The organism is Rhodococcus oxybenzonivorans (assembly GCF_003130705.1).
Lineage (GTDB): Bacteria > Actinomycetota > Actinomycetes > Mycobacteriales > Mycobacteriaceae > Rhodococcus_F > Rhodococcus_F oxybenzonivorans.
Map to the genome: position 1 here is coordinate 4,714,996 of NZ_CP021354.1, position 20,237 is coordinate 4,735,232.

General features: G+C 66.8%; 17 protein-coding genes. 10 read left to right on the forward strand and 7 right to left on the reverse strand.

What is annotated here, in order from left to right; all coding sequences use genetic code 11:
- Positions 1-42: 42 nt before the first annotated feature.
- Positions 43-873 carry an SDR family oxidoreductase gene (locus tag CBI38_RS22040; RefSeq protein ID WP_109332207.1) on the reverse strand — a complete coding sequence of 277 codons (831 nt, stop codon included), beginning with the start codon at positions 871-873 and terminating at the stop codon, positions 43-45.
- Complete coding sequence (locus CBI38_RS22045; protein WP_109332208.1) at positions 870-1,583, reverse strand: thioesterase II family protein; 714 nt, start codon at positions 1,581-1,583, stop codon at positions 870-872. The genes CBI38_RS22040 and CBI38_RS22045 overlap by 4 nt, the downstream gene beginning before the upstream one ends.
- 261 nt (positions 1,584-1,844) lie before the next feature.
- Between CBI38_RS22045 and CBI38_RS22050 the strand changes: the two genes are divergently transcribed.
- The 3 genes from CBI38_RS22050 (at position 1,845) to CBI38_RS22060 (ending at position 5,705) form a co-directional block, all read left to right on the forward strand.
- Positions 1,845-4,148 carry a carbon starvation CstA family protein gene (locus CBI38_RS22050; protein WP_109332209.1) on the forward strand — a complete coding sequence of 768 codons (2,304 nt, stop codon included), beginning with the start codon at positions 1,845-1,847 and terminating at the stop codon, positions 4,146-4,148.
- Positions 4,138-4,332 (forward strand): YbdD/YjiX family protein, encoded by a 195-nt coding sequence (locus CBI38_RS22055; protein WP_109332210.1) that lies wholly within the window; start codon positions 4,138-4,140, stop codon positions 4,330-4,332. Before CBI38_RS22050 ends, CBI38_RS22055 begins: the two co-directional genes overlap by 11 nt.
- Before the next feature lie 131 nt (positions 4,333-4,463).
- The gene (locus CBI38_RS22060) at positions 4,464-5,705 is read left to right on the forward strand and encodes an AI-2E family transporter (RefSeq protein WP_109332211.1); all 1,242 of its coding nucleotides are present in this window, start codon (positions 4,464-4,466) and stop codon (positions 5,703-5,705) included.
- 7 nt (positions 5,706-5,712) lie between these two features.
- Here CBI38_RS22060 and CBI38_RS22065 read toward each other — a convergent pair whose 3' ends face one another.
- The gene (locus CBI38_RS22065) at positions 5,713-8,694 is read right to left on the reverse strand and encodes an AAA family ATPase (RefSeq protein WP_109332212.1); all 2,982 of its coding nucleotides are present in this window, start codon (positions 8,692-8,694) and stop codon (positions 5,713-5,715) included.
- The gene (locus CBI38_RS22070; protein ID WP_109332214.1) at positions 8,691-9,875 is read right to left on the reverse strand and encodes an exonuclease SbcCD subunit D; all 1,185 of its coding nucleotides are present in this window, start codon (positions 9,873-9,875) and stop codon (positions 8,691-8,693) included. The genes CBI38_RS22065 and CBI38_RS22070 overlap by 4 nt, the downstream gene beginning before the upstream one ends.
- Positions 9,876-10,071: 196 nt before the next feature.
- Between CBI38_RS22070 and CBI38_RS22075 the strand changes: the two genes are divergently transcribed.
- On the forward strand, positions 10,072-10,947 hold the full coding sequence (locus tag CBI38_RS22075) for a DUF6542 domain-containing protein (RefSeq protein ID WP_204164791.1): 876 nt from the start codon (positions 10,072-10,074) through the stop codon (positions 10,945-10,947).
- 21 nt (positions 10,948-10,968) lie between these two features.
- Here the strand turns inward: CBI38_RS22075 and CBI38_RS22080 are convergent, their stop codons facing one another.
- On the reverse strand, positions 10,969-11,976 hold the full coding sequence (locus tag CBI38_RS22080) for a 4-hydroxy-3-methylbut-2-enyl diphosphate reductase (protein WP_109332216.1): 1,008 nt from the start codon (positions 11,974-11,976) through the stop codon (positions 10,969-10,971).
- 142 nt (positions 11,977-12,118) lie between these two features.
- Between CBI38_RS22080 and CBI38_RS22085 the strand changes: the two genes are divergently transcribed.
- From CBI38_RS22085 to CBI38_RS22095, 3 genes are read left to right on the forward strand one after another with little or no spacing between them, the layout of a single operon-like run.
- Positions 12,119-12,739 (forward strand): lipid droplet-associated protein, encoded by a 621-nt coding sequence (locus CBI38_RS22085; RefSeq protein ID WP_109335266.1) that lies wholly within the window; start codon positions 12,119-12,121, stop codon positions 12,737-12,739.
- Complete coding sequence (gene xseA / locus CBI38_RS22090) at positions 12,736-13,992, forward strand: exodeoxyribonuclease VII large subunit (RefSeq protein ID WP_109332217.1); 1,257 nt, start codon at positions 12,736-12,738, stop codon at positions 13,990-13,992. Before CBI38_RS22085 ends, xseA begins: the two co-directional genes overlap by 4 nt.
- Positions 13,993-13,995: 3 nt before the next feature.
- Positions 13,996-14,223, forward strand: a complete 228-nt coding sequence (locus CBI38_RS22095; RefSeq protein ID WP_109332218.1) for an exodeoxyribonuclease VII small subunit — start codon at positions 13,996-13,998, stop codon at positions 14,221-14,223.
- A gap of 14 nt (positions 14,224-14,237) precedes the next feature.
- Here the strand turns inward: CBI38_RS22095 and CBI38_RS22100 are convergent, their stop codons facing one another.
- A complete protein-coding gene (locus tag CBI38_RS22100) occupies positions 14,238-14,807 on the reverse strand; it encodes a DUF4245 domain-containing protein (protein WP_109332219.1) in 570 nt (189 codons plus the stop codon).
- Between the two features lie 191 nt (positions 14,808-14,998).
- On the opposite strand from CBI38_RS22100, the gene glpX reads away from it, so the two are divergent.
- Together glpX and CBI38_RS22110 are read left to right on the forward strand one after the other, a co-directional pair.
- Entirely contained in the window at positions 14,999-16,039 is a 1,041-nt protein-coding gene (gene glpX / locus CBI38_RS22105) for a class II fructose-bisphosphatase (protein WP_109332220.1), read from the forward strand.
- Between the two features lie 91 nt (positions 16,040-16,130).
- Positions 16,131-17,534 (forward strand): class II fumarate hydratase, encoded by a 1,404-nt coding sequence (locus CBI38_RS22110; RefSeq protein ID WP_109332221.1) that lies wholly within the window; start codon positions 16,131-16,133, stop codon positions 17,532-17,534.
- A gap of 62 nt (positions 17,535-17,596) precedes the next feature.
- Here the strand turns inward: CBI38_RS22110 and CBI38_RS22115 are convergent, their stop codons facing one another.
- Positions 17,597-18,454: an acyl-ACP desaturase gene (locus CBI38_RS22115; RefSeq protein ID WP_109335267.1), complete on the reverse strand. Its 858-nt coding sequence runs from the start codon at positions 18,452-18,454 to the stop codon at positions 17,597-17,599.
- A gap of 166 nt (positions 18,455-18,620) precedes the next feature.
- Between CBI38_RS22115 and CBI38_RS22120 the strand changes: the two genes are divergently transcribed.
- Complete coding sequence (locus CBI38_RS22120) at positions 18,621-20,225, forward strand: serine hydrolase (RefSeq protein WP_109332222.1); 1,605 nt, start codon at positions 18,621-18,623, stop codon at positions 20,223-20,225.
- Positions 20,226-20,237: the final 12 nt, after the last annotated feature.

The following is a 20,237-nucleotide window of genomic DNA, read 5'->3' on the forward strand; positions in this document are numbered from 1 at the left end:
AAGCGCCCGGGCGCACCGCGGACCTGCCAGTGGATGGTCGTGTCACCGCGCCGAGAAGCCGCCGTCGACCGTGACGACCGATCCGGTGACCCGCCGTGATTCGTCGGACGCGAGCCACCGGGCAGCCGCAGCAACATCCTCCGGATCGATGAGTGCATTATTCGGCTGGGACTGCACGAACACGGACTCGTGCTCCTCCACTCGAATGCCGAGTGATCGAGCGATCTCGGCCAGCATCCGGCCTTCGAAGGCGGGACTGTCGCGGACCGATCCAGGGCACAGCGCATTCACGCGGACACCACTGGGCGCATAGTCCAAGGCGGCGGCCTTGGTCAGGCCGACCAATCCGTGTTTGGCGGCAACGTAACCGGCGAAGCGTCTGTACCCGACGATGCCCGCGGTGGAACTGATGTTGATGATGCTGCCGCTGCGTTGCGCCACCATGATCCGGCCCGTGGCGGCTATCGCCCGCCACGCCCCCGAGAGGTCGACGTCGATCATCAATTGCCATTCGTCCTCGTCGATCTCGTGGACGAGCGTTCCCGACGGTGCCGCGATTCCCGCATTGTTGACCAATATGTCGACGTGGCCGAAACGTTCGTGTGCCGCGTCGACGGCAGCGTCGATCTCGCTGCGCACCCGCACGTCCACCGCGCGCGTCAGCACCGCAACTCCGTGTCCGCGGCACAGGTCGGCGGTGTACTCGAGCTGGCTCGTCGAGCCCAGTGGGTAGGGAACACCCGGAATGTCCCCGCACACGTCGAGCAGCATTACGTCTGCCCCGCCCGCAGCGAAGTCGATCGCACAGGCACGTCCGATGCCCCGCGCGGCACCGGTGACGACGGCGGTCTTGCCTTCCAGAGAGGGGCTCATCGCGGTTCGGTGACCGAGAGGCGGGACGCGACGAGTCGTAGGAGGGCATGCGGATGGTCGGTGAGGTACATGTGACCACCGTCGAGTTCCACGACCGTGCTCTCGCCGGTGGTGACCTCTTTCCACTGCGCTGCCTGTTCGGCGCTGACGAGATGATCCTCGCGTCCACGAAGCGCGGTGACCGGGATGTCCAGCAGCGGATGCGGCGGCGGCCGGTAGTTCTCGTGCATCTCGACGTCGGCGCGGAGGACCGGAAGGAGAAGTTCCCGCAGTTCGGGATTCTCCAACGCCGGGTGCGAGTAACCGGCGAGTTCGTGCACCTGCGCGAGGAAACCCTCGTCATCCAGCAGTGACGCACGTATTTCCCGGACCGTCGCCGGACCGGGCGCCCCGCTCACGAACAGATGGGTGAGCGGCACACCGCCTTGACCGGCGAGTCGATGGGCGAGCTCATAGGCAAGGACCGCGCCCAGGCTGTGGCCGAAGATCGCGACCCGGTCCGCACCTTGCCCGATCGGCAGCACCCGAGGCAGCAGGTCGTCGACGGCCTCCGCGACCTCGGTGAGAGGAGGGTCCACGAACCGCTCCTCGCGCCCGGGCAATTGCAGCGGCGCGACTTCCAGTCCTCGCGGAGCGAAACTCCGCCACCCTCGGAAGAACGATGCACCGGAACCGGCATACGGCAGGCATACGAGCACGGTCTCACTCATCGCGCGTCTCCGTTCCACGAAGCTCCTCGGGTCCGGCAGTTCCGTCGCTCCGCCGCGCGGATGCGGGCGAGCCGTCGAAGTGCCGGGCTCTTCCTTCAGCCTGCCCGGGTTCGCGCCCAGATAAACGGGCGACATTTCCCGGGTCGGCTCACACTGGCAATGTGGGGGCAATAGGGTGACGGAGGCCATAACACCGGAAGCCGTGCCCACACCGTTCCCCTGCCACACAATGACGGCGGGAACGCTGGAAAGGAGATCGAGATGGCTCTGAAAGCCGCCCCCGAACCCGAGGTCGAATATCTGAGGACGGACCCTGATCTGCCACCGGTGGGGGTCGTGGACCGCACCCCGATTTCCCCGACGGCACGGATCGTCTTCATCGTCCTGGGCATTCTCGGCGGCATCGCGTGGGCGATGATTGCGTTCGTCCGCGGCGAGAACATCAGTGCCGTGTGGTTCGTGGTCGCTGCCGTCTGCACCTACCTCATCGCCTACCGTTTCTATGCGCGGCTGATCGAGAGCAGGATCGTCAAACCCCGTGACGATCTGGCGACACCGGCCGAGATTCTGGAGAACGGCAAGGATTACATGCCGACGGATCGGCGGGTGCTCTTCGGGCACCACTTCGCCGCCATCGCCGGTGCGGGACCACTCGTCGGCCCAGTACTCGCCGCGCAGATGGGCTACCTACCCGGCACCCTCTGGATCATCATCGGTGTCGTCTTCGCCGGTGCCGTGCAGGACTTCCTGGTCCTGTGGATTTCGACGAAACGGCGCGGGCGCAGCCTCGGGCAGATGGCACGGGACGAACTCGGACTGGTCGGTGGTGTCGCCGCCATGATCGGCGTGTTCGTCATCATGATCATTCTCATCGCCGTCCTGGCCCTGGTGGTCGTCAACGCGCTCGCCGAAAGCCCCTGGGGTGTCTTCTCCATCGCGATGACGATCCCGATCGCCCTCTTCATGGGCGTCTACCTGCGATACCTTCGACCCGGCAAGGTGGCGGAGGTATCTCTCATCGGCGTGGTCCTCCTACTCGCCGCCATCGTCGCCGGCGGCTGGGTCGCCGACACCTCCTGGGGCGCCGACTGGTTCACACTGTCCAAGGTCACCATCGCGTGGCTGATGATCGCCTACGGATTCGCGGCGTCGGTCCTGCCCGTGTGGCTTCTACTCGCACCGCGCGACTACCTGTCGACGTTCATGAAGATCGGCACGATCGTTCTTCTGGCAGTCGGAATCCTCGTCGCCCGGCCCACCATCAAGATGCCGGACGTCACCACGTTCGCGATCCAGGGAAACGGCCCCGCGTTCGCCGGATCGCTCTTCCCGTTCCTGTTCATCACCATCGCGTGCGGCGCGCTGTCCGGCTTCCATGCGCTCATCGCGTCCGGCACCACCCCCAAGTTGCTGGAGAAGGAGAAGCAGACCCGCCTCATCGGCTACGGCGGCATGCTCACCGAGTCGTTCGTCGCGATCATGGCGCTCGTCACCGCCTGCATCATCGATCAGCACCTGTACTTCGCCCTCAACGCCCCGTCCACCCTGACCGGTGGAACTCCGGAGACCGCAGCCGATTACGTGAACGGGCTCGGACTGACCAGTCCCGACATCTCCCCCGGCACCCTGTCGGAAGCCGCCGAGAACGTCGGTGAGGAATCGATCATCTCGCGCACCGGCGGTGCACCCACACTCGCCTTCGGCATGTCGGAGGTGCTCAGCCAATTCCTCGGGGGTACTGCGCTCAAATCGTTCTGGTACCACTTCGCGATCATGTTCGAAGCGTTGTTCATTCTCACCACGGTGGACGCCGGTACTCGTGTCGCCCGCTTCATGCTCTCCGATTCCCTCGGCAACTTCGGTGGACCGGCCCGCAAGTTCAAAGATCCATCGTGGCGCGTCGGCGCCTGGGTGTGCTCGCTGGCCGTCGTCGGACTCTGGGGTGCCATCCTGCTCATGGGAGTCACCGACCCACTCGGCGGCATCAACACACTCTTCCCGCTGTTCGGAATCGCCAACCAGCTCCTCGCTGCCATCGCCCTGACCGTCGTCCTCGCCGTCGTCATGAAGAAGGGCCTCTTCAAGTGGGCGTGGATTCCCGGGGTGCCGCTCGTCTGGGACCTGATCGTCACGATGACGGCGTCGTGGCAGAAGATCTTCTCGGGCAACACCTCCATCGGCTACTGGTCCCAGCACGCCGCTTTCAAGGACGCCAAGGAAGCCGGGAAGACGAGCTTCGGTTCGGCGAAGACACCGGACGCCATCGACGCGGTCATCCGCAACACCTTCATCCAGGGAACACTGTCCATCGTCTTCGCCGGACTGGTCCTGGTCGTGGTGGCTGCCGGACTACTCGTGTGCATCAAGGCGTTCCGGGCGGGCGGTCTGCCCACCACCGAGTCGCCCGAGCAGCAGTCCAAGATCTTCGCACCCGCCGGTTTCGTGCCCACCACCGCGGAGAAGGGGCTAGAGAAGGAATGGAACGACCTGATCGCCGAGGGCGTCGTGCGCGCGCCCGGTGCGGCCCACGCGGTCACCGGAAAGGTGCATCACCATGGCGAATAGGGTTGTCGGAGCTCTCCGGACGGCCTGGTGGTGGACGGGCTCGCTGATGGGTGATCACGACTATTCCCGGTATGTCGACCACCTCCGCCGATGTCATCCCGGTGCAGCCGTTCCGAGCGAACGCGAGTACTGGCGCGCCCGGTACGCCGACGCCGACGCGAATCCGGGTGCCCGCTGCTGCTGACCGCACACGGCGACGCTGTCAGTACGATCGGCTGGACGGACAGTCGGCACACGCGGTCAGTGCCGTCACCGGTCCGCCCTCGCGGCCCGGGGCGATACGGCGGATGTCTGTGAGACGAGGGAGGACCAACTGTGGCGGAGCAAGAAGCCCCGGCAGCGCCCGGGCAGGAGATCACCAAACCCGATCGCGGGCATCTCATCGGGCTCGGCGGAATGTGGTTGGCCAAGTGGTCGCTCGTTCTCGTTGCGATCGCGCTGGGAGCGTTGCTGTTCGGGTGGATCATCGAGAAGCTCTGGGTGATCGTCCTCCCCGTGCTCCTCGCGATCGTCGTGTGCACCGTGCTGTGGCCGCCGACGCGGGCAATGACCAAACGAGGCATTCCCCCGGCGGCCGCCGCCGCGACCACACTCGTCCTGTTCATCGCGGTGCTCGCGGGCATCATCGCGGGCATCGTGCCCTCGGTGGTCAGTCAGGCTCCTGAGCTGGCCAACAAGGCCACCGAGGGCATCAACCAGGTGCAGGACTGGTTGCAGGGTCCGCCGATCAACCTCAAGGACGACCAAATCGAGGAGGGAATCCACACCATCATCGCGAAGGTCCAGGAAAGTGGAACGGTCATCGCGTCCGGCGTCTTCACCGGCGTCAGCACCGCTAGCTCACTGCTCCTCACCCTCGGCCTCGTACTGGTTCTGTCGTTCTTCTTCATCAAGGACGGACCACGCTTCATCCCCTGGCTCCACTCGGTGAGCGGCGGCCGCGCCGGCCGACACCTCGAAGTCGTGCTCGGCCGGATGTGGGACACGCTCGGCGGATTCATCCGAACGCAGGCGCTGGTGAGCCTCATCGACGCAGTGTTCATCGGCGCCGGACTGCTCATCCTCGGGGTGCCCCTCGCGCCGGTCCTCGCGATCCTGACCTTCATCGGTGGCTTCATCCCGATCGTCGGCGCCTTCGTCGCCGGGGCCCTCGCCGTCCTCGTCGCCTTGGTGGCCAACGGGCTCACCACCGCGGTGATCGTGCTGATCATCATCCTGGTGGTCCAGCAGATCGAGGGCAACGTGCTCCAACCGGTCCTGCAGAGCAAGAGCATGAAGCTGCACGCGGTCGTGGTGCTGCTCGCCGTGACCGCGGGCGCGTCGGTATTCGGCATCGTCGGCGCCTTCCTCGCGGTGCCTACCGCCGCCGTGGCCGCCGTCGTGGTGCGCTACATCGGCGAACAGATCGACGAGAAGAGTGCCGAGGCCAACATCCCCGACGACGTCGCCGCCGACGAGGACATCGACGATGCCGAGCGGGAGGGCGTGACGATCGACCAGGCTGCCGTGGCTCCGAAAGGTATCGCTCCCAAAGCGATCACACCGCAGGCCGAGTGATCGCCGCTCAGCCCGCGATCACCTCGAGCGTCGAGCCGGTGCGTCCACGAATCACGTGGAGGCGACTGGGGATTCGCTGACGCATCTCGTCGACGTGGCTGACGATACCGACCACGCGACCACCGTCCCGTAGTTCGTCGAGCACGCCCATCACCGAGTCGAGCGTGTCGGCGTCGAGGGTGCCGAACCCTTCGTCGATGAACATGGTGTCGAGGACGACACCGCCGGACTCCGCCGCGACCACGTCGGCGAGTCCCAGGGCCAGCGACAGCGAGGCAAGAAACGACTCTCCGCCGGACAGCGTCTTCGCCGACCGCACCACGCCGGTGTAGTCGTCGCGGATATCGAGTCCGAGGCCACCACGACGCCCACGCGGGCCGGCCTCGTCGGTGTGGACGAACGAGTAGCGGCCAGCGGACATCCGGCTCAACCGGGCGGACGCCGAGACCGCGACTTCCTCGAGCCGCGCAGCGAGCACATAGGAGCGCAGCGACATCTTGCGTGAGTTCTGACCACGACCGGCGATCACCTCGGCGAGGGCGGCCAGTTCCTCGTGTTCCGCCTGCATCGGGGCGATGGCCGCGGCCGCTCTCTCGAGCTGGCCGACGAAACGCTCGAGGTCGAGTAGTCGTCGTTCGGCTTCCGACGCCACCGCCACCGCGACGTCGACCGCCTCCGTTGCGGCGTCGTGTGCCTGCTGGACGGACACCAGGTCGACCGGCGCAGCATCCGCGACGGCGGCGATCTCCGGTTCGTCGAGTATTCGGCGGGCACCCACCTCGGCATCACGGGCAGCGGTGAGTCGGGCGTCGATTTCGTCCTGCCGGGCAACGGGACGCACCGCCGCCACCGCGTCGCTCGTTCGGTCGAATCCTGCTTCGCGAGCGAGTAGTTCGGCCTTCGCGGCCAGTTCCTGGGCTGAAGACTCGGCGGCTGCTCCCTCGTCCCGGGCGTCGAGCAGTTCGGACGCGGCGTCCGCCAGCACCGCGATGCGGGCGCGGCGGGCCGCGGGACTCTCGTCCTCGCCTGCGGCCTCACGCACCCGCGCCCGGATCTCCTCGAGCTGCGCAGCACCCGAGGTGAGTTTCTCGGCGACGGTTGCAGCCTCGACCGCAAGGTCGTGCGAATGAGTGTGCAGTTGCGTCTCACGGTCGCGGAGCTCACCGAGATGGCGGGCCCGCGACGCGGCCTGCTCGCTGAGGTCGCTCGCATGGCGCAGTGCCGCCTCCGCGGAGGCGAGTTCGGCCCCGAGGTGGTCGGCGTCGCCGTCCCCGCAACGCTGGACCAGAACGTCGATTGTGCGGTCTGCCGTTGCCAGAGCCTCCGCCGCGGTGTTCATCTTCGCGGCGGCCTTCTGTTCCGCTGCGAGGGCCGCATCCTCATCGGCCTTGGTGACCGACAGTTCGGACTCCGCCGCGGGGTCGGGGTGCTCCACCGAACCGCACACCTGACACGGTTGACCGTCCTCGAGCGTGCCCGCGAGTTCGGCGGCCATCCCCAGAATCCGGCGCTGCAGGAGAGTCAGCCAGTGTTCGCGCGCATCCTGGTGCGTTCGCCGGGCGTCGAGCACGGCGCGCTCGAGTGCGTCGCGCCGGTCACGGCACTGCCGAAGCTCGACGGCGGCCGCGGCGGCGTCGGCCGCGCGAGCACGAACATCCTCGAGCCCCGGCAACGACACACGAGCATTCTCGGCCTCGTCGAGCGCTCGCTCCGCGACCCGAATAGCGCCGGGCAGCTCCTCACGTTCGCGGGTAAGCTCCGCGCGGGTGTCGGCCAGCCCGACTTCCCGGGCGCGCAGCCGGCCGAGTTCGACTTCGAGCCGGTCCCCCACTTTCGCCTCTGCGAGCACACCGTCGAGGCGGACGACATCGTCGCGCCACGACCGGATGCAGGTTCGAAGATGTTCACGCTCTTCACTGTTCGGCGGCCACGACAATTGCTCGACCACCTCGGCGCCACCTGCCGTCGAACACAGCCGGTCTGCGATGGCGGCAACCCGTCGCGCCGCGGTCGCCGCCTTGTCGCGGGCAGCGTTCGCTTCGCGGACGACGACGGCAACCGGCTCCGCCCGCCGCGCTGCGGCGACCTCGGCGGCGAGAACCGCCCGTTCCGAAGCTCCGGCCTCGTAGGCGGCGAGTTCGGCTTCTGCCCGGGCACGCCGTTTCTGGAGTTCGAGGATTCGGCGCGCCTGCGCCAGAGCATCTCGCGTCAGGGCCGCGTCCGACTTGACCTTCTCGAGCTCATCGACGGCAACATCGCGGGTGGCGCGCGCCTCTTCCTCCAGTTTGTGCGCCCACGTGACAGGATCGGCGTCCGCACCGCCCTCGATACCGGCTGCCGTGGCGACCTTGGCGATCAGCACGTCGATGGAACGCTGATGCTCGTCCAGGTCATGAGCGCTCGCTCGCCGCCGATTCAGGAACCACTCCTCCACCGTCCCGAACCGCGTGGTGTCGAACAACCGCTCGAGGAGCTGTCCGCGTTCTTCGTTGTCGGCACGCAGGAAGCGGGCGAACTCGCCCTGTGGGAGGAGAACCACCTGAAAGAACTGGTCGGCGCTCATCCCCATCAACCGGCCGATCTCTTCGGCGATGTCGGGGATTCGGGACAGGTGTTCTCCTCGCCCGTCCAGCCACGTGAGGGTCGCTTTGGCGTTCTCCTTGATCGTTCCCGAACCTCGACGTTTCGGGCGTTCGAATTCGGGACTGCGGACCAGCCGGAGGCGGCGACCGGAAATGGTCACTTCGAGTGTCACTGTCGGCACGGAGCCCGCCTGCGCATGGTCGGAGAGGAGCCTTTTCCCGTCCTTGCGTGCGCCGGGAACGGTGCCGTACAGCGCGAAGGCCACCGCATCGAGCACCGTGGTCTTGCCCGCACCGGTTTGCCCGTGCAACAGAAAGAGGCCGTCGGCGCCGAGTCGGTCGAAATCGACCTCGACCGAATTCGCGAACGGTCCGAACGCTTCGACTTCGAGTCGATGCAGTCTCATGCCGACTGTTCCAGCACCACGACCCCGGCCGTGTCTTCCCCGGCACGGTCGGCATGGCCGAGCGCGGCCTCCACGAGGCGGACCTCGCGCGGGGACGGCTCGCTGCGCACATCGGTCAGGAAGCTGCGGGTGATCTGCACGTCGCTGCGCCCGTGTACCTTCTCGCGATACCGCAAATCCTCGGTGCCTGCCGGTCGCTGCCATTCCAGGTGGACGGCGAACGGAAATCGGGTCTGCAGAGAGCGCATGGCGTCGACGGGGCGCTGTGGATCGGTGAGGACCGCCGATACGTAGCACTCCTCCGCATCCTCGAAATGCTCGCCTTCGAGTAATTCTTCCAGGGTGCCGGTGAGCTGTCGTAGCCCGCGGACCACGGGCAGATCCACCCGCTCGACACGCCGGAGCCCATCCACCGCAAGGTCGACCAGGAAGACGGCCTTGCGGTGGGTGCGTTCACCGAAGGAGTACGGCAGCGGCGACCCCGAGTACCGAATGTGCTCGGCCAGCGTCTGCGGTGAGTGCAGGTGGCCCAGCGCGACGTAGTCGACCCCACCGAACGCCGACGCCGACACGGTCTCGACCCCACCGACCGAGATGGACCGCTCCGACCCTGTGGCCTCTGCCCCCACCACGAAGGCATGCGCCAGCACGACCGACCTCGGACCCGGTGCATCGGCGGCCCTGACGTCGAGGTCGGCGCGCACTCGATCCATGGCCGCATCGAGAATGTCCGCGTGCGATCGGGCAGCGGGGACGCCGAGCTGAGTGCGGGTGATCTCCGGTTCCAGGTAGGGAATCCCGTAGAACGCGACGGGACCGTGCTCGTCGTCCAGCACGACGGGGGAGGTGATGCCGGCCACCGTGGTCATCAAGTGCAGACCGCCCGCCCGGGAGAAGGCGGCGCCCGCGCCCAGCCTCGCGGCGGAGTCGTGGTTGCCGGATGTGGCGATGATGACGGCACCGGCGTCGCGGATCTCTTCGAAACCGCGGTTGCACACAGTGACGGCGTCCGCACTGGGAATCGAGCGGTCGTACACGTCCCCGGGAACGACCACGACGTCCACCGAGTACTCGCGGACCAGCGCGGCGATCGAGTCGAGAACCCGGGACTGATCGGCGAGCAGATCCACTCCGTGGAACGTGCGTCCGATGTGCCAGTCCGACGTGTGCAGGATCCTCATGTCTCGGACGGTAGAGCACGGTGCCGACAAATCCCGAACACCCCCGCCGCGTGGCGGGAAACCGATCGGCGGCGCCCGGACAGAGGGCGACCTCGTACCGCCGATTCGTGAGGAACGGCACAATTACCGTGCGAGTCCGGTCTCCGACCGGTCACGCCAACGGCGATAGTCGACATGTTGCCGCTACTGTCGTTGTGTGTCTGCAACCCAACGTGCTCGCTCCGGGGTGCCGCTCGATCGGCAGTCGATTGTCGGGTCGGTTCCCGGTCTCCCCTGGTGGGGTGTCATTCTTCTGGCCGTCGGAGTCACCTGTCTCGGGTTCGTGGCCGATGCGGCCGGCGGGAGCGAACTCACAGCGGCGTTCTCGACGTTCTATTTCCTCGGCTGCGTCCTCGCCGTGGTGGCTGCCGGCAACAGCGCCCTCTTCACCGCCATCGTGCAACCGCCGCTGATCCTGTTCGTCGGCGTACCGCTGGGCCAGAGCCTGATCGCGGAGGAGAACAGCACAGCCCTGCGGGACCTCGCCATCAATGTCGCGTACCCGCTGGTCAACCGGTTTCCGATCATGCTGGCCGCCACAGTCGTCGTCCTGGTGATCGGCGGGCTGCGGCTCTTCCTCCTCCAGCAGCGTCGAACTGGGCCCGCCCGTACGTCGGAACGGCGCCGCACGCCTCGTTCGGTACGCGAGGGCACGCGCACCCGTCGAACCGCACCGGACGCCGACGAGTCGGCCACGAGGTTGCGGCAGAGGCGTTCCGCCCGGGAGCACCCTCGCTCCTCGGCGCGGCGGGCCGACAGCCCGCCTCCGCGTCGGTCGGCGTCTTCGGGCCGCCCCACTCCCCCGCCACCGGTATCCGACAGAATCTCGCAGGCACCCCGCTCTACCCAGGTACCGCGCAGCGCACAGCCGCCCCGGTCCACTGAAGCACCGCGATCGGCACAGACACCGCGATCGACCCCGCAGCGGCCGACGGCCCGCTACCGTTCCACCGACGTGCCTGCTCACCCGATTCCTCAGGTGCGCTATCGGGACCGCTACGAACCACCGTTCGAGACGGAGCAGCCCCGCTGACCCCGGGCGCCCGGCACGGTGTCAGTGCCGGGCGGCGCGAAGCTCCCGGGGGAGCGCGAAGACAAGTGTCTCGTTGGCAGTCGTGACCGGCTGGACGTCGTGGAACCCGTGCTCGGCCAGTAGGTCGATCACACCGCGCACGAGAATTTCCGGTACCGAGGCGCCGGAAGTGATGCCGACCGTGCGAACACCGTCGAGCCACGCCGGATCCACCTCACGGGCGAAGTCGACGAGGTACGACGCTTTCGCGCCGGCTCCGAGAGCCACCTCGACGAGGCGCACCGAGTTGGACGAGTTGCGGGAGCCCACCACGATCACCAGATCGCACTCGGGGGCCATCGCCTTGACCGCCACCTGACGGTTCTGGGTGGCGTAGCAGATGTCGTCGCTGGGCGGATCCTGCAGGTGGGGGAACTTCTCCCGGAGCCGCGCCACGGTCTGCATGGTCTCGTCGACGCTCAGCGTGGTCTGCGACAGCCAGATGACCTTCGACTCGTCGCGGACCGAGACGGCATCCACCGACTCGGGTCCGTCGACCAGTTGCACATGGTCGGGGGCTTCGCCGGCAGTGCCTTCCACTTCCTCGTGGCCCTCGTGGCCGATGAGGAGAATGTCGTAGTCGTCGCGGGCGAACCGTTTCGCTTCCTGGTGCACCTTGGTGACCAGTGGACACGTCGCATCGATGGTGCGGAGATTGCGGGCTGCGGCCGACTCGTGCACGGCCGGTGACACACCGTGCGCAGAGAATACGAGCAACGCACCCTCGGGCACCTCGTCGGTTTCGTCGACGAAGATCACGCCGCGCTCGGTGAGCGTTTCCACCACGTGGCGGTTGTGCACGATTTCTTTGCGGACGTAGATCGGGGCGCCGTGCTTCTCCAGCGCCTTCTCGACCGTTTCGACAGCGCGGTCGACGCCGGCGCAGTACCCGCGGGGTTCGGCGAGCAGCACTCGCTTCTCACCGCTCGCATGCACTCCCGAATCTGCCGAACGTGTGATACCCACATTGAGTGGAACAGCCGAAGACATGGTTCCAGCGTACGGGTCGCCCCCCGGCTAAGACACTTTCGCCGGGCCTCCGGAGGGGTACTGTGCGCGTCATCGAGTCGAGTCGTCCACGCTGTGGGCACGTCGGCTACCCAAACGTGCCGATGTCAGGCAGGCTGTGAGCATGATTCGTCCCCCGTTCGTGGCGCGCGTCGCCGCTGGAATCGCCGTGACGGCCGTCGAAGAAGCAAGGAGGCTGCCCACGACGGCGGTCACTCTGCCGATGACTGCGGTCAGCCAGGTGCTGCAGACCACGATGCGTGTCCAGCAGACCATGACGGCGCTGGCCATCAAGGGTGACCAGGCTTTTGCCCTCATCCACTGGTCGCACGACGAAGAGCAGCCGTCCTGGGCGGTGTTCGACGAGGACACCGACGGAGAACCCGACATCGAGGACGCGCCGGACGATCGTCCCGCCGGGCCCGGCCGCTTCGCGCTGTACTCCCTCAGCCCTCAGGGTGACGACCTCGCAGAGAAGTCCACCGCCCCCACCGGCCCGAAGGCTCCGAGTACCAACGGTGTGGCGAAGACCACGACCCCGAAGCCCGCCTCCGCAGTCGCCGAACCCGAGATCGCCGCCTACCTCGACTATTCGTCGCTGACCCTTGCCCAGTTGCGGGCCCGCCTGCGCTCGCTGTCCGTCGAGGACCTGACAGCGCTGCTGGACTACGAGACGGCGACCCTTGCCAGGGCACCCTTCCTGACCATGCTGACCAATCGCATCACCACCGCCAAGGCCAAGTGACTTCCGCCCAGTCCCGCGCAGCCAGTACAGCACCGAGTACCGCCGACAAACCGTGGCCGGTTCGCACCGTCTCGGCCAAGGTCGCACAGTGGATCGACCGGCTCGGGAGTGTGTGGGTCGAGGGTCAGATCACCCAGATCAATGCCCGTCCCGGTACCCGGACGGCGTTTCTCGTGCTGCGCGATCCGTCCGTCGACATGTCCCTCTCCGTGACGTGCTCACCTCAGCTGCTGCAGAACTCCCCTGTCCCCCTCACCGAGGGCAGTCGGGTGGTGATGTTCGGGAAGTTGTCGTTCTACACCGGCCGCGGATCGGTGTCGCTGCGAGTGACCGAGATCCGCGCGGTCGGAATCGGCGAACTCCTCGCGCGGATAGAGAGGCTGCGCGCGCTTCTGGCCGCGGAGGGCCTGTTCGACCCCCGGCTCAAGCGCCCGCTGCCCTTCCTTCCCGGGACCGTCGGCCTGATCACCGGCCGAGCAAGTGCCGCCGAGCACGATGTCCTCAGCGTGGCGCAGCGCCGCTGGCCGGCCGTCCGGTTCGAGATTCGTAACACCCCGGTGCAGGGCGTCACCGCAGTGCCGCAGATTCTCGACGCGTTGAAGGAACTCGACGCCGATCCGCACGTGGATGTGATCATTCTGGCCCGCGGCGGCGGAAGCGTGGAGGACCTGCTGCCGTTCTCCGACGAGACCCTCTGCCGGGCGATCGTCGCGTGCACCACCCCGATAGTCAGTGCCATCGGACACGAGCCCGATAGCCCGCTCAGCGATCACGTCGCCGATCTGCGCGCCGCTACCCCCACGGACGCCGCCAAACGGGTGGTCCCGGACGCTGTCGCCGAGCAGGCGCTGGTCAGCGAGCTGCGCTCACGCAGTGCGGCGGCGCTGCGGAATTGGGTACAGCGCGAATCCCACCTGATCTCCCAGCTGCGGAGCCGGCCGGTGCTCGCCGATCCGGTGCGCGCTCTCGACGAGCGGGGCGACGAGGTCGAGCGACTGCGCGAGGCGGGCCGCCGCGACATCACCAGGGCAATCGCCGCGGAGAGCACCACGATCGAGCACCTGCGGGCACGGTTGACCACCCTCGGACCCGCGGCCACGCTCGCCCGCGGCTATTCCGTCGTTCAGCGGATCGTGCCCGACGGCGATCCCGAGGTACTGCGTTCGGTCGACGACGCCCCGCCGGGCACCCAGATTCGCGTTCGAGTCGCCGACGGCGCAATCCGTGCCGCGGTGATGGGAAAGGACAAGTAGGACATGAGCAACAACGGGAACGACACCGACATCGCGGAGCTCGGTTACGAGGCGGCGCGTGACGAACTCGTCGACGTGGTCAAGGTGCTCGAACAAGGTGGCCTCGACCTCGACGCGTCACTCGCCCTGTGGGAGCGCGGGGAGGCTCTCGCGAAGCGGTGCGAGGAGCACCTCGCGGGAGCCCGCAAGCGCGTCGAGACTGCGCTCGCGCACGCCGACGACGAGAGCTGACGAATCGGCTGCGATCAAGCCGGGAGGATCGGGGCTTCGGCCGCGGCCGTGGTGAGCTGCTCGAATGCCTCCGGTGAGGCGCTGCCCGTCACGACGAGCCGGACGTCGCCGAAGTCGGAGACCCAGATCGGTTCGACTCCCTCACCGCCGTACACGATCCACGTATGACCTGCGATCTCTTCTGTACCGGTGGCCGTCCGCGGACCACCGGCCACAAAGGGCACCAGCACGGTTTCGAGCGCGTTGCTCTGCGTCAGCTGGATGTACCGACCGGCCGGCGTGATGAAGCCGACGGTGCTGGAGTCGCCGCCGCCGTCACCACTGACGATGCTGCGGCTCCCCGAGTTGGGTGTCCAGCCCTCGGGCGTCTCCGGCTGCCGAACCGGGAACGGAAGATCGTTCGCGTCGTACTTCAGCGCAGCGTCGATGTCGAAGCTGGGAATCGGCCCGGTCGTGGGACCGCCGGGGCTGAACGTGCACTGGCTGGCGATACCGGCGATCAGCACGCAGAACAGGACAAGGGGTACGAGCGACCACACCATGTCGCGGTTGTTGTGCAGGATGCGCGGTTTATCGGATGCCACGCACACCAGTATCCAGGGTCGGCCCCCGAACGACGATTCTCGGTCCCCGATATGTCGCCCCAGCAACGCACGTCACACAACTTTCTGGGAGAATCAGCCCTGAGATTCACTCGACAGTCGGCGGCCGACAGGCCGACCGGCACAGCGTCGACGTACAACGTCGACCGGAACTGCATCAGGAGGCACTGCCCATGACGGCCAGCACCACATCGAGACGCCGCGAGGCCCCGGACCGAAACCTTGCTCTCGAATTGGTCCGAGTCACCGAGGCTGGTGCAATGGCTGCCGGTCGCTGGGTCGGCCGTGGCGACAAGGAAGGTGGCGACGGCGCCGCCGTCGACGCCATGCGCCAGCTCGTGAGCTCGGTCTCGATGCGCGGTGTCGTGGTCATCGGCGAGGGCGAGAAGGACGAAGCCCCGATGCTGTTCAACGGCGAAGAGGTCGGCAACGGCGACGGCCCCGACTGCGACTTCGCGGTCGACCCGGTCGACGGAACCACCCTGATGGCCAAGGGAATGCCCAATGCGATCGCTGTCCTCGCAGTCGCCGAGCGCGGCGCGATGTTCGACCCGTCCGCCGTGTTCTACATGGAGAAGATCGCCGTCGGTCCCGACGCCGCCGATGTCATCGACATCACGGCGCCCGTTGCCGAGAACATCAAGCGTGTCGCGAAGGTCCGCAAGGCGTCTACCTCCGACGTGACGGTCTGTATCCTCGACCGTCCGCGGCACGCCGGGCTCATCCAGGAAGTCCGGGACACCGGCGCCCGGATCCGTCTCATCTCCGACGGCGACGTCGCGGGTGCGATCGCCGCCGCGCGTCCGGAGTCGGGCACCGACATCTTGATCGGCACCGGTGGCACGCCCGAGGGCATCATCGCCGCCGCCGCCATGCGCTGTATGGGTGGTTCGCTGCAGGGCCGGCTGGCCCCGACCGACGACGCCGAGCGTCAGAAGGCCATCGACGCCGGTCACGACCTCGACCGTGTGCTGACCACCGAAGACCTGGTGTCCGGCGAGAACGTCTTCTTCTGCGCCACCGGTGTCACCGACGGCGACCTGCTGCGTGGTGTCCGCTACTACGGTGGCGGCGCGTCCACCCAGTCCATCGTGATGCGATCCAAGTCGGGAACGGTCCGCATGATCGATGCGTACCACCGCCTCGAGAAGCTTCGTGAGTACTCGTCCGTCGACTTCGACGGTGAGGACGGGGCGGTTCCGCCGTCCTTCTGAGCGCCTTCGCCGCCCGTGCGCCTTTCTGGTAGCTCCTGCAACCACAACGGCGCACGGGCGCGCAGCGTCCGGAAGTGGCAATGTTTGACCCATGACGGAGAGCAACGAGCAGCAGTACCGGATCGAACACGACACCATGGGTGAGGTGCGGGTCCCCGTGGACGCGCTGTGGCGCGCACAGACGCAGCGCGCCGTCGAAAATTTCCCGATCAGTGGTCGAGGTCTCGAACGCACCCAGATTCGCGCCATGGGCCTCCTGAAGGCGGCGTGCGCGCAGGTTAACAAAGACCTCGGGCTCCTCGATCCCGAGAAGGCCGACGCGATCATCGCAGCGGCAGGTGAGATCGCCGAAGGCAAGCACGACGACCAGTTCCCCATCGACGTCTTTCAGACGGGCTCCGGAACCAGCTCCAACATGAACGCCAACGAGGTGATCGCCTCGATCGCCGCCGCAGCGGGTGTCGTCGTCCACCCCAATGACGACGTCAACATGTCGCAGTCGTCGAACGACACCTTCCCCACCGCCACTCATGTGGCCGCGACCGAGGCGGCGGTGAAGAACCTGATCCCGGCCCTCGACCACCTCCGGCTGGCCCTTCTCGACAAATCCACCGAGTGGAAGACGGTCGTGAAGTCGGGACGCACCCATCTCATGGATGCGGTCCCGGTGACGCTGGGTCAGGAGTTCGGGGGCTACGCCCGGCAGATGGAAGCCGGCATGGAACGCATCGTGGCATGTCTCCCACGGCTCGGCGAACTGCCCATCGGCGGAACCGCGGTCGGCACCGGCCTGAACGCCCCGGACGGTTTCGGCCCCAAAGTGGTGGCCGAACTGGTCAAGGCGACGGGCATCGACGCGCTCACGCCGGCGAAGAACAGTTTCGAGGCGCAGGCGGCGCGAGACGGTCTCGTCGAGGCGTCCGGGGCGATGCGCACCATCGCGGTATCCCTCACCAAGATCGCCAACGACATCCGGTGGATGGGTTCGGGTCCGCTCACCGGATTGGGCGAGATTCGGCTTCCCGACCTGCAGCCCGGCAGTTCGATCATGCCGGGCAAGGTCAATCCGGTACTCCCCGAGGCCGCCACCCAGGTGGCTGCGCAGGTAGTGGGCAACGATGCCGCCGTCGCCTGGGGTGGGGCTGCGGGCGCATTCGAGTTGAACGTCTACATTCCGATGATGGCCCGGAACGTTCTCGAATCGTTCGCCCTTCTCGCCAACGTCACGCGGCTGTTCGCCGACCGGTGTGTCGCGGGCCTGGTAGCTAATACCGATCACCTCAGGACCCTCGCCGAGTCTTCGCCGTCCATCGTCACGCCCCTGAACTCGGCGATCGGATACGAGGAGGCGGCCGCCGTTGCCAAGCAGGCCTTGAAGGAGAAGAAGACGATCCGGGAGACCGTCGTCGACCGCGGTTTGATCGGTGACAAACTCAGCGAGGAGGAGCTGGACAAGCGCCTCGACGTTCTCGCCATGGCGAAGGTTGAGGACTGACCTCCAGCCAGACATGACGGTGGCCCGCACTCCTCGGAGTGTGGGCCACCTTCGTTACCGTTCTACAGCAGTGCGGACAGTTCCTCGCGGGCCTTCTCGCCGTCGGCCCCCAGGTCGGAGCGGCCGGCGATGTTCCACGCCGCGAGAAGCGGTACGAACACCTTCTCGCGCTGGTGTGCGGGATCGTAGATGCCGGCTTCGGCGAGCACCGCTGTGCTGTTCTTCCCACCGGGCAACTCCACGCTCGGCACGTCGAATGCGTCGATCCGCGAGGCAATAGCGCGCACCATCTGTTCGGGCGCCACTGCGAACGCGGCTTCGACGACGTTGCGGTAGAACACCGACTGCAGTTCGTCGTCGGCGGCCAGTCGCGTTTCGATCGACGCCACCAGCGGGTCCTCGGCGAGGGCGGCGGTGTTCTGGTGCCGGACGGCCGCGGCCTTCTCTTCGAATGCCGAGTTGGCGAGCATCTCGAGCAGGTGCATCGGCGGCATGGCGTATCCACGCACCATCTCGTCCATCCGAGCGCGCTCGAGTGCGACAGGGTCGACCGCGCGGGTCACCATCAGATAGTTCCGGAGCACGATGGAGTGCCGGTTCTCCTCGGCGGTCCAGCGGCCGACCCAACGCCACCACGGGCCCACCATGGCCAGGTGCTTGGCGATCTCCCGGTGGTACGCGGGCACGTTGTCGGCGACGAGAACGCCCACGGTGAGTGCAAGTGCCTCCACCTCGCTCAGGGTGGACTGATCGGCCGACCAGTCCGTGCCACCCATGAATGCGAAGTTCTTACCCTGGTCCCACGGGACCAGGTCGTGCGGCAGCCAGCCGTCGGCCTCGGCGATGTGACGAGCGAGATTCTCCTCGACCACAGGAGCCAGTTCGGTGAGAAGGTGCTTGTCCGTGAATTCAGTCGGCATTCGCATACCGTAGCCTCCGCGTGCTCGCGCAGGAATCTCGAGCACGCGGTCACCGGCTCGCCCAGCCCGGACCCGAGCCCGGATCGGCGGAAAAGCCCCAGGTCACCGAGCTTCGTGGTTACGCTGAAAGTTCCCGATTTTCGCCGGCCCGAGCAGAGGACCTCCAATGCGCAGACGTGGGAACTCGATGACACTGTTCTTCGCTGTCCTGTTGGCCGGGTCGCTCGTCACGGGGTGCACCGACAATGAGCCGTCCACCGATACCGCCAGTTCTCCCGCGTCGACAACCGCCCCAGACAAGCCGGCCAATCCCGCGACCGTCTCCGGCGTCGACATACCCGACGGCCGAGTCGACGACGCGGTCGGACGCCTGGACGACCTGGTGAAGAACCTCATGGACAGCACACACGTGCCCGGAATGGCGGTCGCGGTGGTGCACGGCGGGCGAACCGTCTATGCGAAGGGATTCGGCGTACGCGAAGAGGGCACCGACGAGATGGTGGACGCAGACACCGTCTTCCAACTGGCATCGCTGTCGAAGTCGGTGGGCTCCACGGTGGTCGCGCACGAGGTGGGAACCGGCGTGGTCGGCTGGGACACGACCGTGGTCTCGAAGCTTCCGGGTTTTGCGCTCGCAGACCCTTGGGTCACCGAGCACGTCACGGTCGGCGATCTGTACTCGCACCGCTCTGGGTTGCCGGATCACGCCGGTGACGGACTCGAGGATCTCGGCAACAACCAGCAGCAGGTACTCGACAAGCTTCGGCTCGAGCCGCTCAATCCGTTCCGTATCACCTACGAGTACACCAACTTCGGGGTCACCGCGGCCGCCGAAGCGGTGGCCGCGGCATCCGGAACGGATTGGGCGACGCTGTCCGAACGGGCGATCTACCAACCACTCGGGATGGACTCGACCAGTTCCCGGTTCGCCGACTACCAGGCGCGCAGTAACCGTGCCATCGGCCATCAGCTCGTCGACGGCAAGTACGTCGCCGACGCCGTCCGCGACCCCGACGCGCAGTCACCTGCCGGCGGCGTCAGCTCGTCCGTCAACGACATGAGCAAGTGGCTCACCATGCTCCTGGGCGACGGCATGTTCGAGGGCAAGGAAATCGTCGATTCGAAAGCCCTGCTCCCCGCGGTCAGTCCGCAGATCGTGTCGAGTCCCCCGAGCTCCCTCGACGCGCGTCCAGGGTTCTACGGATACGGGTTCAACGTGTCGACCACTTCTGCCGGCCGGGTCTCCCTCAGCCACTCGGGTGCCTTCCAACTCGGGGCTGCCACCAACTTCGTGGCGATCCCCTCGGCCGACGTCGCGATCGTCGCCCTGACCAACGGCTCGCCCACCGGAATCCCCGAAACCCTGACCGCAGAATTCGCCGATCTCGTCCAGTACGGCGAGATCCGCGAAGAGTGGAGGGATCTGTATTACCAGGCCATCTCCCCGATGCTCGACCCCGAGGGCAGCCTTGTCGGCAAGGACGCGCCCACCAACCCTGCTCCCGCGCAGCCACTTCCCACGTATACGGGAAGGTACAACAATGCCTACTGGGGTCCGGCCGTCGTCAGCGAGAAAGACGGTCAACTCATCTTGCAACTCGGACCCGCGGGGCAGACCTTCCCACTCGAGCATTGGGACGGAAGCACATTCACGTTCAGGCCCAGCGGCGAGAACGCCCCGCCCGGCACGGTGTCGGAGGCGACGTTCGCGGGTAACAGTCTGATTCTGGAGTACTACAACACAGATGGTCAGGGAACGTTCGTTCGCTGAACTCACTTCGAG

Bases quoted from the DNA above. Each gene is read 5' to 3' on its own strand.
- CBI38_RS22040 (WP_109332207.1), bottom strand. From the start codon at position 873: ATGAGCCCCTCTCTGGAAGGCAAGACCGCCGTCGTCACCGGTGCCGCG.
- CBI38_RS22045 (WP_109332208.1), bottom strand. From the start codon at position 1,583: ATGAGTGAGACCGTGCTCGTATGCCTGCCGTATGCCGGTTCCGGTGCA.
- CBI38_RS22050 (WP_109332209.1), top strand. From the start codon at position 1,845: ATGGCTCTGAAAGCCGCCCCCGAACCCGAGGTCGAATATCTGAGGACG.
- CBI38_RS22055 (WP_109332210.1), top strand. From the start codon at position 4,138: ATGGCGAATAGGGTTGTCGGAGCTCTCCGGACGGCCTGGTGGTGGACG.
- CBI38_RS22065 (WP_109332212.1), bottom strand. From the start codon at position 8,694: ATGAGACTGCATCGACTCGAAGTCGAAGCGTTCGGACCGTTCGCGAAT.
- CBI38_RS22070 (WP_109332214.1), bottom strand. From the start codon at position 9,875: ATGAGGATCCTGCACACGTCGGACTGGCACATCGGACGCACGTTCCAC.
- CBI38_RS22080 (WP_109332216.1), bottom strand. From the start codon at position 11,976: ATGTCTTCGGCTGTTCCACTCAATGTGGGTATCACACGTTCGGCAGAT.
- CBI38_RS22085 (WP_109335266.1), top strand. From the start codon at position 12,119: ATGATTCGTCCCCCGTTCGTGGCGCGCGTCGCCGCTGGAATCGCCGTG.
- CBI38_RS22095 (WP_109332218.1), top strand. From the start codon at position 13,996: ATGAGCAACAACGGGAACGACACCGACATCGCGGAGCTCGGTTACGAG.
- glpX (WP_109332220.1), top strand. From the start codon at position 14,999: ATGACGGCCAGCACCACATCGAGACGCCGCGAGGCCCCGGACCGAAAC.
- CBI38_RS22110 (WP_109332221.1), top strand. From the start codon at position 16,131: ATGACGGAGAGCAACGAGCAGCAGTACCGGATCGAACACGACACCATG.
- CBI38_RS22115 (WP_109335267.1), bottom strand. From the start codon at position 18,454: ATGCCGACTGAATTCACGGACAAGCACCTTCTCACCGAACTGGCTCCT.
- CBI38_RS22120 (WP_109332222.1), top strand. From the start codon at position 18,621: ATGCGCAGACGTGGGAACTCGATGACACTGTTCTTCGCTGTCCTGTTG.